The sequence below is a fragment of the Pseudomonas sp. genome (genome assembly GCF_048269965.1).
Classification (GTDB): domain Bacteria; phylum Pseudomonadota; class Gammaproteobacteria; order Pseudomonadales; family Pseudomonadaceae; genus Aquipseudomonas.
Window position 1 is genome coordinate 101,316 of the sequence record NZ_JBLWTV010000017.1, and the last position, 15,076, is coordinate 116,391.

Annotated in this window: 10 protein-coding genes and 1 pseudogene; 2 read left to right on the forward strand and 9 right to left on the reverse strand. The window is 63.2% G+C overall.

The features are described from left to right. Positions 1-6: 6 nt before the first annotated feature. From ACN0X6_RS18635 to ACN0X6_RS18660, 6 genes are all read right to left on the reverse strand, one after another. Entirely contained in the window at positions 7-558 is a 552-nt protein-coding gene (locus tag ACN0X6_RS18635) for a rhomboid family intramembrane serine protease (RefSeq protein WP_417706218.1), read from the reverse strand. Continuing rightward, on the reverse strand, positions 555-5,792 hold the full coding sequence (locus tag ACN0X6_RS18640; protein ID WP_417706220.1) for a DNA repair ATPase: 5,238 nt from the start codon (positions 5,790-5,792) through the stop codon (positions 555-557). Before ACN0X6_RS18640 ends, ACN0X6_RS18635 begins: the two co-directional genes overlap by 4 nt. A 207-nt stretch (positions 5,793-5,999) precedes the next feature. Then, positions 6,000-8,045 (reverse strand): hypothetical protein, encoded by a 2,046-nt coding sequence (locus ACN0X6_RS18645; protein WP_417706222.1) that lies wholly within the window; start codon positions 8,043-8,045, stop codon positions 6,000-6,002. Between the two features lie 84 nt (positions 8,046-8,129). Beyond that, positions 8,130-8,771 (reverse strand): hypothetical protein, encoded by a 642-nt coding sequence (locus ACN0X6_RS18650; protein WP_417706224.1) that lies wholly within the window; start codon positions 8,769-8,771, stop codon positions 8,130-8,132. Positions 8,772-8,838: 67 nt separating this feature from the next. Then, positions 8,839-9,534, reverse strand: coding sequence for a PspA/IM30 family protein (locus ACN0X6_RS18655; RefSeq protein ID WP_192985793.1), 696 nt, complete (start codon positions 9,532-9,534; stop codon positions 8,839-8,841). Positions 9,535-9,548: 14 nt separating this feature from the next. Then, on the reverse strand, positions 9,549-10,169 hold the full coding sequence (locus tag ACN0X6_RS18660) for a YjfI family protein (RefSeq protein ID WP_192985792.1): 621 nt from the start codon (positions 10,167-10,169) through the stop codon (positions 9,549-9,551). Positions 10,170-10,451: 282 nt separating this feature from the next. On the opposite strand from ACN0X6_RS18660, the gene ACN0X6_RS18665 reads away from it, so the two are divergent. Then, positions 10,452-10,703, forward strand: a complete 252-nt coding sequence (locus ACN0X6_RS18665) for a hypothetical protein (RefSeq protein ID WP_192985791.1) — start codon at positions 10,452-10,454, stop codon at positions 10,701-10,703. A 57-nt stretch (positions 10,704-10,760) separates the two neighbouring features. Here ACN0X6_RS18665 and thrC read toward each other — a convergent pair whose 3' ends face one another. The 3 genes from thrC to ACN0X6_RS18680 form a co-directional block, all read right to left on the reverse strand. Beyond that, positions 10,761-12,170 (reverse strand): threonine synthase, encoded by a 1,410-nt coding sequence (gene thrC, locus ACN0X6_RS18670; protein ID WP_417706227.1) that lies wholly within the window; start codon positions 12,168-12,170, stop codon positions 10,761-10,763. Positions 12,171-12,228: 58 nt separating this feature from the next. Beyond that, complete coding sequence (locus ACN0X6_RS18675; RefSeq protein WP_417706228.1) at positions 12,229-13,533, reverse strand: homoserine dehydrogenase; 1,305 nt, start codon at positions 13,531-13,533, stop codon at positions 12,229-12,231. A gap of 376 nt (positions 13,534-13,909) precedes the next feature. Next, on the reverse strand, positions 13,910-14,635 hold the full coding sequence (locus ACN0X6_RS18680) for a thioredoxin fold domain-containing protein (protein WP_417706230.1): 726 nt from the start codon (positions 14,633-14,635) through the stop codon (positions 13,910-13,912). Positions 14,636-14,945: 310 nt separating this feature from the next. Between ACN0X6_RS18680 and ACN0X6_RS18685 the strand changes: the two are divergent. Continuing rightward, positions 14,946-15,076 (forward strand): annotated as a pseudogene (locus ACN0X6_RS18685) (organic hydroperoxide resistance protein); the annotation flags it as partial.

Below are 15,076 nucleotides of genomic sequence, written 5' to 3' on the forward strand. Positions count from 1 at the left end.
TCCTTTTCATCGAGTGAGACGGCGGCGGCTCAGGGCGGCGTAAAGCACCCCACAAAAAGCCCCCGCCAGGTGGTATTCGAAGGAAACGCCGACACGCGGCAGCAGGCCGAAGAACCAGCCGCCGTAGAGGAAGAACACCAGCACCGCCAACAGCAGATCGAGCAGGCTGCGCTCGAACCACGCGCGTGCCAGGAGCAGCCCCCAGAAGCCGAACAGCCAGCCGCTGGCACCGACGTGCAGGCCAATGCGACCGAACAGCCAGACCAGTGCCCCGCTGCCGAGGATGATGAAGGCGCTGGAAAAATAGAAATCGCGGCGCGAGCGCAGCAGCACCAGGCTGCCGAGCACCAGCAGACCACTGAGGTTGCTGAGCAGATGCGCCCAACTGCCATGTAGCCAGGGCGCGAAGAGAATCCCGGGCAGCGCCTCGACATGCCGGGGTAGCAGCCCCCAGACGTTCAAGGCACCCGCGAAGGCGCCATTGACCAGCTGCACCAGCAGCATCACGCCACTGATCACCAGCAGCGGACGCAGCTCGGTCAGCCAGCCTCGTCTCACGGCGCCTCGTCATCCGAGACGTCGTTGCGCTGCTCGTGCCCGAGCAGCGTACCGAGGTCACGCAGTTGGGTGGAGATTTCCAGCATGCGGTTGTGGGTACGCAAATCGATGTCGATTTTCTTGTCCATCGCCTTGACCAGCGGCAGGAAGCTGTTTTCCAGGCTGTCGGCCAGGCTTTCCAGCAATTTTTGCGTGCCCTGCTGTGGCGGCGCAACCACCTCAACCTGCGGGCGCAGCTTGCCGAGGTTGTCCAGGCCGGCGAGCAGCTGCTGCCAGGGAATGCTCGGCGCCTCGCCGGACGACTTGCCCGTGCCCAGGCCGCGCACGCTCTCGACCAGATCATTGAGCTGCGCCACCATGCGGCCACCGACATCGCTGTCGCTGCCGCCCATGGCCTTGTTGCGCATGAAGTCGCGCTTGATCTGCGCCCAGCGTTCGACCTGCTCGGGCGTCTGGTTGCCGCGCAGCTCGGCGAGCTTGAGCAGGTTCTCCTCGGCACCGGTGGTGAGCAACTGCGACTCGCCCTGATAGTGGTCGGCGATCAGTTGCAGCAGTTCGGCGTCGTTCATCACCGCGCTGATCTTCTCGGCCATCTTGTTCATGTTGCGGTAGCTGCCCTGCAGCTTGAACGGCGGCTCGGTGCGGTAGCTGTCGGCCTGCGCGGCGCTGACGATGTACTGCTGGTTGACCCGGCCGACCACATCGCGAATCTGCATCAGGCGCTGCAGGGTCGAGCTGATCTCGTTGATCTCGGCGGCGCTGTAGGTGTGCGACAGCTCGTTGGCGGAGAACGGCTTGCCCTCGGCCTTGGCGACGAAGCGGTAGACGTCGGCCATGTCGCGGGTGGCCAGCGGCGCCAGCACCGGGTTGGACGTCAGGCTGTTCTCGATATAGGACAGCGCGAAGGCTTCCTGCATGCCACCCAGGGTGTCGCCCAGGTTGTAGATGTCGGCCCGGTTGGCGAGCATGTCGGGGATCTTGAACACATCGCCGGACTCGGTGTATGGGTTGCCGCTCATCACCACGCAGAACTTCTTGCCGCGCATGTCGTAGGTCTTGGTCTTGCCCTTCCATACGCCTTCGATGCGCCGCGTGCCGTCACAGAGCGAGATGAACTTCTGCAAGAACTCCGGGTGGGTGTGCTGGATGTCGTCGACATACAGCATCACGTTGTTGCCCATTTCCAGCGCCAGGTTGAGCTTTTCCAGCTCCTGGCGCGAAGTGGCGTCCGGCGCCTGCGCCGGGTCGATGGAACGCACTTCGTGGCCCAGGGCCGGGCCGTTGATCTTCATGAAGATCAGACCCAGGCGGTGCGCCACGTACTCCATCAGCGTGGTCTTGCCGTAGCCGGGCGGCGAGATGAGCATCAGCAGGCCCATCAGGTCGGTGCGCTTGTTCTCGCCAGCGGTGCCCATCTGCTTGGCCAGGTTGTCGCCGATGAAACCCAGGTACACATCGTTGATCAACTTGTTACGCACGAAGGACGACAGCGGCCGTGGCTTGAACTCGGACAGGCGCAGGGCCTGGCGCTCGCGGTTGATGACCTCCTGGCGCAGCGCCTGGTAGCGCTGCAACTGCGGCACGAAGTCGCCGCGGTGCTGCTGCAGACGGGCGAAGTAATCGTCGATGGCCAACACCAGGGCACCACCCTGCACACGCGGGTGATCGCCGAGCAGGCCGCTGACGGTGAAACGCAGGTCGACTTCGGTGAAGCGACGCGGGAACTCGTCGTCCAGCAGGCTGATGGCCACGGCTTCGGGAATGTAGTCGACCAGCTCGGCCAGCGCCTCGTCCTGCGCGCAGAGGCCATCGAGCCAGGTCTGCGCCAGCGACCAGCGCTGCACCGGCCGGCCGCGCAGGTTGTCCAGCGCGGCGCGGTAGTCATCCCAGACATGGCTGGCCTGCATGCGCTGCTGCAGGGTGTCGAGCAGTTGCCGGGCGTACTTGCTGAAGGTGAACTCGATGGGCTTGGCCGCCAGCTCCTCGACCAGATAGGCCGCGGCCGCCTGGCGCTGCGCTGCCGTCACCGTCAGCGGGTGCTGGGCGAGGAAGCGCTGCATGGCTGCAGCGATCTCTTCCTGCAGGCGCAGCACGCCGTCTTCGCTGCCGAACATTTGCCGCAGGTGCAGGCTGCTGCGCGCGCGCTCGGGCCACAGTTCGGCCTCGATATCCTGCCCCCAGCGGTTCCAGAACAGCGCGGCAAAGCCTCGCGCAGCCGGCGCATAGCGCAGCAGCCCGGCGCTTTCGCGCAGCGGCAGCAACTGGATGAGGATCAGCGCGGCATCGTGGTCGTGAATACCTTTCTCGTAGGCATCCTTGTAGCGCGGCGCGGCGAAGTCGCGGATCAGTCGGGTGAGGTCATCCGGCTGCGCCAGATGGGTCTTGAGCAGATCCAGGGTCAGCCCTTCGCGCCCGCCCAGGGCGGCGTCCAGCACCAGCCCGGCCAGGTATTCGGCGCGGTACAGCGAGGGTGATTCGGACTCCAGCGACACCTGCCAGTAGTCGCGCAGGCCCTCCAGGGTTTCATCGCGCAGCGGCTCGAGAAAATCGGTACCGGTCAGGTGCAGGTACAGCGCATCGCCGCGCGGCATCAGGGTCAGATCGAGTTCCTGGGTGTTGACGCTGAAGCGGTGGCGCGGGCCGAGCTTGATGACGTTGCCGCCCTCTTCGAACAGCTCGCTCTTGTCGCGCAGTGCCCGCACCGCCTGGTCGCGGGCGGCCTTCAGGCGCGCCTCGACGTCGTCGGCCTTGACGCTGTCCTTGAGCTCGCGCAGGCGCTCGGCCATTTCGCGCAGCTTGAGAATCAGCGGGTCGGCGGCGAAGAAGGCGTTGAGTTCCTCCATCTGGGTCAGGCGCGCGGTGCGCCGGACGAGGCTGTCGAGGATGCGCTGGGCGGCGTCGAGCACGCCCTGGGCGCGGCGCTGACGCTCGTCGAGCAGGCTCTGCTTGTGCGACTCGAAGGTTTCCAGCAGCTCTTCGCGCTTGCCGAGGATATCGCTGAGGAACTGCTCCTGGTCACCGAACTGGCTTTCCAGTTCTTCCAGCTGCACCAGCAGGCGCGACAGCTGTTCGTCGCACTTCTCCGGGTCCTGGGCCAGTGCCAGGGCGTTGGTGATGCCCTGGCTGAACAGTTTGAACTGGGCGCCGAACTGCGCCACGGTCTCGGCCGAGCCCAGCCCCTTGCGCCGTTGCTCGGCACGCGCCTTGGCCTGGTTGAGCCGGGCGTAGACCTCGGAAATCGACTCGACGATGCGGGTGCGCTGGGTGGCGTCATCGATCTTCAGCGAGGCCATCAGGCTCGACAGCATGTCGAGGTTGCCGGCCATCTCCTGCATCTCGACCAGCGGTTCATTGAGCTGGGTGACGGTCTCGGCCTTCTGCGCCAGACCGTCCAGCTCGCCCAGACGCTGCACATAGGGTTGCAGCGCCGCATCACTGGCGAGGAAGGCCGAGGTGGCGCCGGCCACGCGTTCCTGCGCTTCGAGCAGCTCGGTTTCCATGGCGTCGATACGCGCCACGTCGATGTAGCGGTAGTCACGGATGGTCAGCAACTGACCGCGTTGTGCGGTGATGGCGTTGAGCGCCTCGACGAAGTGCTGCACCTCATCCCAGCTGTCCACCAGCAGGCCCGAGAGCAGGCTCTTGTGTCGCGATTCGGCCTCGGCCATGGCCCGGCTGGACTGCTGGCGAATGCTCTCGACCTTTTCGAACTCGTCGAGGACCAGCTCGGAAGTGGCGGCCACTTCGCGCAGCAGCGGTGCCAGCTCGGCGCACTGGGCGTCGCCCAGCCAGTGGTAGACGTCGAACAGACGACGGGTGTTCTGGCACAACTGCGTGTAGCGCGCCACCGACACTTCGCGGCTGTCGATCTCGCGGCTCAGATTCAGCAGGTCGGATACGCCACGCACCAGCTCGGCATTGCCGATGCGCCCGAAGAAACCACTGCGTGCCGGCTGGCGCGCTGCATGGTCCTCGCTCTCGAACGGCGTCTGCCAGATCTGCATCGGGTGAATGCGGGTCGGTTCGCTGCCCTCGGCGGCGAAGATCACCATGCGCCCATCTTCCAGGCGCGCGTAACCATGGCCGAAGATCGGGTTTTGCAGCTGGCGATTGATCATGTTGTAGGTGAATAGCGCCGAGCGGCCTTCTTCCGGGTGGTAGAAGATGTACTGCACGTCCTCGCCGTTGGGCGAACGCACCGAGCGCTTGAAGCGCATGCCGCCCATGGGCTGCTCGAAGGTCTTGTACTCGCCGTTCTGCAGGTAGTAGCCGCCAGGGAAGATGATGCCGTGGTCTTCCGGCAGTTGCACGCAGGCCAGGCCGATGGCATCGATGCGCTCGACCTGGCGGGTCAGGCTGTTGAATACCAGGTAGCGCCACTGCTCTTCGCGGTACGGCAGCACCTTGAGCAGGATCAGGCTGCCCAGGCGCGCATATTCGATCTGCGCGTCGTCCAGCGACTGGGTCTTGTCGACCACCGCCTCGCGGTAGATACCCTGGCCGTCCTGGGTGTTGTTCTCGACCTTGATGGTGAGGTCGCCACCGACGGTCTCGACGAACAGGGTGTCGAGGATGTTCACGTGCGGATGGCGGCCCATGACCACCATCTCGCGGTTGGTCTTCTGCCATTCGAAATCGAACGGCGCCGGCAGCGCGATATCGCGCTCGCCACGGTTATCGATGTAGCGGACATCCTTGCCGTCGGTGGAGATGGACCAGCGGAACACGCGGATGTCGGTGATTCGCTCACCGATCTGGAAACTCGCCAGCAGCTTGCCGTCACGAATGGCCAACTGCAGCAGGCGGGTGTTCTTGTAGTAGGTGTACAGCTCGTTGAAATCGGCGACGAAGCTGGCCTGGGCCAGGAAGCTGCCGTCCAGCGGCACCGATTCGGCATCGAAGCCGTCAGGGGTTTCCACCAGGCGGTAGAGGGAGAACACGTCGGCGACGCCGGTTTCCTTCTTCAGCCCCAGGAACACGTTGTAGCCGAACAGCAGGCACTCGCCGACCTGGACGATATCGCGGGCGATGCAGTTGTTTTCGGTGCGGATACGCACCCGGCCGATGGCCTCCATCGCACTGCTGCCGAACTCGGCCAGACGCTGGCCGTTGAGCGTCTCGGTCAAGTCACGCAGGCGCTGGCCCTGCTCCTGCAGGCGCCTGTGCAGCACCTCGTAGGCGCCGCCTTCGGCGACGGCCTTGTCCAATACGTCCTGTGTGTGTGCGTCCGACATCGTAGTCATCCTGAATCTGCTGCATCTGAAAAGCCCCTCTGGAGAAGGGCTGCCAGGTTGGGCTGGGCGGCGCTTCAGCCCGCCATGCAAGGCCAACTGGGTGGGCTTAAGCCCACCCTACAAGTGGGTAGGGTGGACAACGCGAAGCTTGTCCACCGATCTCGTCGATGGCGGACAGAAAGAGCGTTGTCCCCCTACGGACAGGTCTCAGGCCTGCTCGGATCCGGCGCTCGGTGCAGCTGCTGGCGCTGCGGGCGCCGCCTTGCCGGCCAGCAAGCGCGACAGCACGTCCTGCACCACCGGGCTCTTGCCCACCACACCTTCGATGGCCTTGCCCACCGACAGCGACTTGGCAAAGGAGTTGAAGAAGTCGCCTTCGCCGCCGACGATCTCGATCTTCGCCTTGGCCAGCGCGGTGGCCAGTACCTCGGCCTGGTCCTTGGCGATGTCCTTGTTGGCGGCGATGGCGGCCATGGCTTCCTCGAAGCTCTTCTCCAGCTGCATGCGGAACTCTTCGTGGGCACGGGCGTTGTCGCTGAGCGAATCCAGGGCACCGAACTTCTTGCCCAGGCCTTCGGCTTCGGCGTTCAGGCGCTCCAGCAGCACCTGCGCCTCGGCCATGCCCAGATCCTGGGTCGCCTTGGCCTTGGCGGAGCCCAGTTGCTCTTCGCCGCGCGCCTGGGCGCCGAGTTTCTCTTCCAGCACCTTGGCGTCGGCCAGGCCGTCTTTTTCCTTGGCAGCAGCCTGCGCTTCGATGACGCGCGCCTGCGCCAGACCTTTCTCCTGCTCGCCCTTGGCTTCGGCGATCAGACGCTCGGCCTGCACGCGAGCCTCGGCCAGGCCTTCCTTCTCCTTGGCGGCGGCGGTGACTTCACGCACGCGCGCATCGGCCAGGCCAGGTGCGGCGCGCTCGGCCTCGATGCCTTCGGCCATTTTCTTCTTGGCTTCGGCGCTCTTGGCCGCTGCTTCCAGCTCGGCCTGGGCCAGGTTGTTGATTTCCACCGCCTTGTGCTTGGAGCGGGTTTCGTCGGCTTCGGCCTGCTTGACCTGGCGCACCAGCTCCTGCTCGGCTTCAGCCTGGGCATTGAGCACGGTGACCTGCTTCATGCGCTCTGCTTCGGAGACTTCACGCACTTCCTTGATGCGCTCTTCTTCCTGGGCCACGGTCTTCTCGACCGCGACGCGCTCGCGAATCACGCCCGCGATATTCTTGCGTTCTTCCTCCAGCGCCTTTTCTTTCTCGATGCGCTGCAGCTCGACTTCGCGCTCGCGAGATACCACTTCCAGGTCCTTGGCGCGAGTGACCTTTTCCACCTCGATGACCACGGCACGCTGGCGGTTCTGCTGGGCCACTTCCACTTCGCGCTGGTGGTTCTCGGCGCGGATATCCAGTTCCTGCTGGGTCTGGATACGGGCCTGTTCGGCCTTGAGGCGCTCTTCTTCCTTGACCTTGAGCGTCTCGGCCTGCTCACGAGCCTGAATGGTTTCGATCTCGCGCTTCTGGCGCGCTTCGGCATCGGCCTGCTGGCGTTCCAGCGACAGGGTCGCCTCGCGGGTTTCGACGTTCTTCTTCTTGATCGCCAGCTCTTCGTTGCGCTCCAGCTCGTTGGTGATGACGTTCTGCGCAGCGGTCAGCTCGGTGATCTTGCGGATGCCTTCGGCATCGAGAATATTGCTCGGGTCCAGCGAATGCTTGGCTGTCTGCTCCAGGTAATCGATGGCCACGTCTTCGAGCACATAACCGTTGAGGTCATTGCCGATCACCTCGACGATACGATCACGAAAGTCCTGGCGATTCTCGAACAGCTGGACGAAATCGAACTGCTTGCCGACGGTCTTCAGTGCCTCGGAGAACTTGGCGTTGAACAGTTCGTTGACCGCCCCGCGGTCGGAAGCGCGTTCCACGCCGATGGCCTTGGCCACCTTGAGTACATCTTCCTGGGTCTCGTTGACGCGCAGGTAGAAGGCCACGGTGATATCGGCGCGCATGTTGTCACGGCAGATCAAACCATCCTTCGCGCGACGGTCGACTTCCAGGGTGATCAGGGAGATCTTCATGAACTCCTTGAGGTGGATCACCGGATACACCAGGGAACCGGTGAAGTGCACCTTGGGCGTCGAGCTCATGTCGTTGACTATCAATGCGGTGCCTTGCGGAACCTTGATGTAGAAGGCCTTGAACAGGGCAATCAGGGCAATGATGAAGAGGACGACCAGCCCTGCCCCGACGATGAAGGGAATGACGTTTTCCATTACAGCTCTACTCCTTTGCTAGTTGTGCAGGCAGGTTCGGCATACCCTGCCTGCCCTGTGTTACGTAGGGATTGTGGGCAGAGGCTAGACGCCTCGGAACTCTTCTTCGGTGATGATGCGATAGGCGTGTTCGGCCGCCAGGTATTCGAGCAGCACGACGCGGTCGCCGCGTTTGAAACCCAGCGCCTCGTCGGCACGTACCCGCAGGATGAGACCAGCACCGCCATCTTCCAGCACCGCCTCACCATGACTGGCGGTGACGCGACCACTGCGCACCACCGCCACCTGGCCCAGCACCGACTTGCTGCTGATCGCCTCGACCTTGCGAAACAGCGGCCGCAGCGGCCGGCAGATCGCCGCGCACAGCGGTGCCGCCAGCACGAAGGCGCCAGCGATGACCACCAGCCCCAGCGGGTAACGCAGAATGCCCAACGGCAGGTGACGCAGCAGCCACAGTTCGATGAAGTAGCAGGCGAACCAGGCGAAGAAGAACAGCAGCGTCAGCACCAGCGTGACCGGTACGCCATCGAGCTTGAGTTTGTAGAGCAGGCCGGCGAGGCCTTCGGTCTGGCCGCTGCCCTCCATCATGGAGTCGGCCTCGACGTCGAGCAGGTCGACCTCGAGCAGGCCGGCGGCAACGACCAGCCAGTAGATGACCGCCACGCACAGCAGAAAGCTGTAGATGGCGGTGGGGAATGACAGAGCCGCCTGCAGGAAGAGTTCCATAGCTTTCCTTTTCCCGAATCCATACGACAGGCGCGATCATTCGCGCCTGCCGGTCAATGCGCCCTGATCAGGGCTTGGCCTTGTCCTTCAGACGTGCCAGCACGCTGTCGGCGCTGGCATTGTCGGCCTTGATACCGGCCGCGCGCAGCTTGGCTTCCAGCGAATCGTCCGGCGCGCTGGTGGCAGCCAGCTCGGCTGAAGCCTCCATCTTCGCTGCGCGCTCGGCCTGCTTCTGCTTGATCCGTTCGAGCGACTCGACTGCGGTCTGCAGCTTGGCTTGCGAGCCGCCGTAGCGCTGGGCCACGGCCATCTGGGCCTTCTGCACGCTTTCGGTGGCCTTGACCGTATCCACCTGCTGCTTGAGACGTTTGATGTTGCCCTCGGCCTGGGTCACGGCCTTGCGCAGCTGCGCCACGCTGGCGGCGAAGCCTTCGGCCTGCTCACGCTCGCTGGCCTGCTCGATTTCCAGGTTGGCGATCTTCTCGGCGACTTCCTTGGCCAGGGTCTCGTTACCGGCGTCCAGCGCCTTCAGCGCGTACTGTTCGTACTCGGCAATGCTCGCCGCGCTCTTGGTCACCTTGTCGCTGGCCAGCTTGTGCCTGGCCATGATCTCGGCCAGCGCTTCCTTGGACTTGCGCAGTTCGACATCGGCGTCGCGGATTTCCTGATCGAGAATGCGCAGGGCCTGACCATCGACCACCGCCTCACCCACTTCATTGGCGCCGCCACGCAGCGCCGTCAGCATTTTGCTCCAGACATTCATCGTCTCATCTCCTCTCAGGCGCCGGTCTTGAGGAAGCCTTCATAGGCTTCGGTGGCCTTGATCACGTTGTCCGCCAGCAATTCGATCTCGAACACCACATCGGACAGGGTCGAGGACGAGCTCAGCGCGCCGAACATGGTGTAGCAGTCACGCCCGTCGACCATTTTCTCCAGGCCGATGGACGACAGCGGGAACAGCTTGTGGGTACGCAGCACTTCTTCGTTGAAGCTCGCCGCGTCCTTGACGTCCGCTGCCGGCCAGAGCAGCGCCTCGACGATGATCTGCTCACCGAACACGGCGATGAACAGCGGCAGGTCGCCGTACTCACGCATGGTGATGTGCAGGCTGGCGTCAGCGCCCTGAATCAGCTCGATGCCGGCCTGACCGCTTTGGAACAGTTCCGTTGCCGCCAGCGCTTCATGCAGCGCCTGGGCGGTCCAAACTTGAGGCATGCTCATACCCTCCTCCTTCTCCATCGAAGCCAGCAGCGACTGTGGCTGGCGCAGTTTGCGCTCGAACGCGACCAACAAGGGCGCATGCTCGGGCAATATCCAGACTTCCTTCTTGACCAACCCCTGCTCACGCAGACGCTGACGATAAAGACGCTGGTAATGGGCTGATGATTTGTTGTCCATGAATCGCAGCCTAGACTCTTACATGTGAGTCGTAAAGTAATCACATGTGATAAATGTGATGCCGTTCGTCAGATAAGCACGCAGGGGCGATCCTCGGCGCAAAAAGCCGAAGAACAGACAAGAATGGGTAAAGAAGAGAGGCAGGCACTTGGGCTCATCCATGACTCGAGCAAAACGCTTCCATTCGCGAGGTGTCGAATTAAACCGCAGACGCCCGCGCTGCGCACGAAAAAAAGCGCCAACCGGGTCGCAGACCCGCCACCCCGAGAGACAGGCAGCGCCATGAACGAACTTCCACCCGCAGTCCGCCAGCTCGTGCATGCCAATCAGCGTCAGGCAGCCATCGACCTGCTGAGCGAATACCTGGCCAACGACCAGCAGGAGGCCGAACGCCGTATCGATCAGTACCTGGAGGACGATCCCCCGGTGCACCTGCGCGGCGCCGGCGTCGTTCGCGCCAGCCGCCTCAACGCCCTGATCTGGCTGATCCTGATCATCCTGATGGCGCTGCTGGCGGTGATCTTCGCCCTTTGAGCCGCGCACAAACGAAACCGGCGCCACTGGGGCGCCGGTTTCGTCGAAGCAGAGACCTCAGAGCGGCTTGCCGCGATTCCCCCGCGCGGCGACGAACTGCTGCACGGTCTTCAGGTCGTTGGCCAGCACCGTGCAGCGCTCTTCACGCTGGAACAGATCGCTCAGGTGCGCAGGCAACGCCGGCACGGCATCAATGCCGGCCTTCTCCACCGCCTCGGGGAACTTGACCGGGTGCGCAGTACCCAGCACCACCATTGGCGTGGCCAGGCTGCGGCGGCACTCACGCGCAGCACGCACACCGATGGCGGTATGCGGGTCGAGCAGCTCGCCGCACTCCCTGTACACCTCGGTGATGGTTTCGCAGGTTTGCTCGTCGTTCACCGCCAGTGAGTCGAACAGCTTGCGCGCTTCGGTCCAGCGATCCTCGTCGACACTGAAACCGCCACCCTGCTTGAAGCTGTCCATCAGACTGGCAATGGCGGCACCGTTGCGACCGTGCAGGTCGAACAGCAGACGCTCGAAGTTGGACGAGACCATGATGTCCATCGACGGCGACAGCGTCGCGTGCAGGGTTTCCTTGACGTACTGATTGCCGCTCATGAAGCGATGCAGGATGTCGTTACGGTTGGTGGCGACGATCAGCTGACTGACCGGCAGCCCCATGTTGCGCGCCAGGTAACCGGCGAAGATGTCGCCGAAGTTGCCGGTCGGCACCGAGAAGGCGATGGAACGCGCCGGCGCGCCGAGCTGCAGCGCAGCATGGAAGTAGTAAACGATCTGGGCCATTATCCGCGCCCAGTTGATCGAGTTGACCGCCACCAGGCGCGTGCCCTTGAGGAAGCCCTGATCGGCGAAGCTGGCCTTGACCATCTCCTGGCAGTCGTCGAAGTTGCCTTCGATGGCGATGTTGTGGATGTTGTCGCCGACAATGGTGGTCATCTGCCGGCGCTGCACCTCGGACACGCGGTTGTGCGGGTGCATGATGAAGATGTCGACGTTGTCGCAGGCCTTGCAGCCTTCGATGGCCGCCGAACCGGTGTCGCCGGAGGTCGCCCCCATGATCACCACGCGCTCGCCGCGCCTGGCCAGCACGTGATCGAGCAGACGACCGAGCAGTTGCAGGGCGAAATCCTTGAACGCCAGGGTCGGGCCGTGGAACAGCTCCAGCACCCACTCGTTGCCGTTCAACTGGCGCAGCGGCGCGACCGCGTTGTGCTCGAACACCCCATAGGTTTCTTCGAGGATCTTCTTGAAGTCGGCATCGGCAATGGAGCCGGCGACGAACGGGCGCATCACCCGGAAGGCCAGCTCGTGATACGGCAGGCCCGCCCAGGAAGCGATTTCCTCGACGGTGAAACGCGGCAGATTTTCCGGCACGTAGAGGCCGCCATCGCTGGCCAGGCCAGCCAGCAGCACATCTTCGAAATTCAGGGCCGGCGCCTGGCCGCGGGTACTGATATAGCGCATGGGATAAACCTTCGTTCTGCAGCACCCGCAAGCCATAGGCCTGCAGGTGGACACGGGATTAATTGAGCTGTTCGACGCGCAGACGCACGACCGGCGAGGTCACGCCATCCAGCGCCTCCATGGCGGCAATGGCTTCGATGATACGCGCCTCGACCACACGGTGGGTCACGAGGATCATCGGCACCAGGCCGTCCTGCTCCTCGACTTCCTTCTGCATGATCGACTCGATGTTGATGCCGCGCTCGGAGAGGATGCTCGCCACCTGCGCCAGCACACCCGGATGATCCTTGGCCTGGATGCGCAGGTAATAGGCGCTCTCGCACTCTTCGATCGGCAGGATCGGGTGATCGGACAGCGAATCCGGCTGGAAGGCCAGGTGCGGCACGCGGTTGGTCGGATCGGTGGTCAGCGCACGCACCACATCCACCAGATCGGCCACCACCGCCGAAGCGGTCGGCTCCATGCCGGCACCGGCGCCGTAATACAGCGTGCTGCCCACCGCGTCGCCATTGACCATCACCGCGTTCATCACACCGTTGACGTTGGCGATCAGGCGATCGGCCGGAATCAGCGTCGGGTGCACGCGCAGCTCGATGCCTGCATCGGTGCGGCGAGCGACACCCAGGTGCTTGATGCGATAGCCCAACGCCTCGGCGTAGTTCACATCGGCCGTGGTCAGCCTGGTGATGCCCTCGGTGTAGGCCTTGTCGAACTGCAGCGGGATGCCGAAGGCGATGGACGCCAGGATGGTCAGCTTGTGCGCGGCATCGATGCCTTCGACATCGAAGGTCGGATCGGCCTCGGCATAACCCAGCGCCTGCGCTTCCTTGAGCACGTCGTCGAAGGCACGGCCCTTCTCGCGCATCTCGGTGAGGATGAAGTTGCCGGTGCCGTTGATGATGCCGGCCAGCCAGTTGATGCGGTTGGCCGACAAGCCTTCGCGGATCGCCTTGATCACCGGGATACCGCCAGCTACAGCCGCCTCGAAAGCGACGATGACGCCCTTTTCGCGCGCCTTGGCGAAGATTTCATTGCCGTGCACGGCAATCAGCGCCTTGTTGGCGGTCACCACGTGCTTGCCGTTGTCGATGGCCTTGAGCACCAGCTCCTTGGCCAGGGTATAGCCGCCGATCAGCTCGATGACGATGTCGATCTCGGGATTGTTCACCAGCTCGAACACATCGCTGGTCATGGCAATGCCGGTGGTGTCGTACTGCGGCTTGGGCGAACGAATGGCGATCTGGGCAATCTCGATGCCGCGACCGGCGCGCCGAGTAATCTCCTCGGCATTGCGCTTGAGTACATTCAACGTACCGCCACCAACGGTGCCCAACCCACAGATGCCCACTTTGACCGGCTTCACACTCAATTCCCCATCAGCACTGCACGAAACGGCCGGAGCATGCCCCGGCCGCAGATAAAGAGCCGCACCTTACGAAGCGGCTGTTTGTTAGTCAATCCACCGCTCACAGAACCTGATCACGAGCTCGCGAGCTAGAGCTATGCAAGGCGCAACGACCAACGGGAGTAACAGCCGAAGGCTGGCCCGAAGGGCGAGCGCCAGCGAGTCAAACAGGCGAGGAACGCTCGGAGTCGCGCACGACTTTACGAGTTGTAAATGAGCATTACTCGCTTCGCTCGCCCTTTCGGGTCGCACTGAAGTGCGTTAGCCGCAAGCGGCTTTCCGAGCCTGTTTTTAACGCAGCAGAGCCGACGCGCAGCAGGTCGTGGACAGGTTCTTAGTTTGACTCCAGCGCAATCTTGGCCAGCTGCGGCGCCGGCTGATAACCCGGAATCATCTTGCCGTTGGCCAGAACGATGGCCGGCGTGCCATTGACCCCGATCATCTGACCGAGTTGGTACTGCTTGGCCACCGGATTATCGCAGGACGCATCGGCTACGCTCTGGCGAGTCTTGGCGCGATTCATCGCGTCCTGCTGATCCTTGGCGCACCAGACGCTGACCAGCTCCTTGGCCGCCGGGCTGTTCAGGCCCTGACGCGGGAAGGCGACATAGCGCACTTCGACACCCAGACGATTGAGCTCCGGCACTTCGCTGTGCAGTTTCTGGCAATAGCCACAGTCGGTATCGGTGAACACGGTGATGTGGGTCTTCGGATCCTTCGGCGCGAACACCACCATCTCCTTGGCCGGAATGGCGTTGATCTGCTGAGCCACCGCGCGGCTTTCTTCGATCTCGGTCAGGTTCACGGCCTGGCCGTCCTTGACCTGGAACAGATAGCCCTGAATCAGGAACTGACCATCGGCGCTGGTGTAAAGCTGACGCCCCCCTTCCAGCTGAACCTGATAGACACCGGGCATCGGGCTCTCGGCAATGGCCTCGATCGGCAAGTTGCCGTCGAGCGACTTCAGCGTCTGACGGATGACCTGATCGGGGTCGGCAGCCAGGGTGACACTACTGCCCAGTGCGAGCGCCAGGGCAATGGAAATACGGGTCAGGGACATGAACACTCCTGTCGAACGACGGACCGATGAAAATCGCTACAGCCTACCACAGATGGCGCTGCAGACGGCCGACCAGCCAGCAGGTGGCGCATCAGCGCGACGCCATACCTCTTGATCTCCGCTCGCGCATCCTTATGCAAAGCCTCACTCCACGCTTATTGCAAAAAAGACAGACCCTATAACCAAATCTTCCATGCATCTAACTTGCGCGCTAATGTTTTGCGCAATATAGTTCGCCCCATGGAAACGGTTAGCGCACAAAAGATTAGCAAGCCAATCCATCACCACCCCACCGACAAGGATCAATGCCATGACTATCGAAAACGTTCTCTACCGCGCAACCGCTGAAGCCTTTGGTGGCCGCGAAGGCCGCGCTGTCTCCTCCGACGGCATCCTCGACATCGCCCTGAGCACCCCGAAAGAACTCGGCGGCGCCGGCGG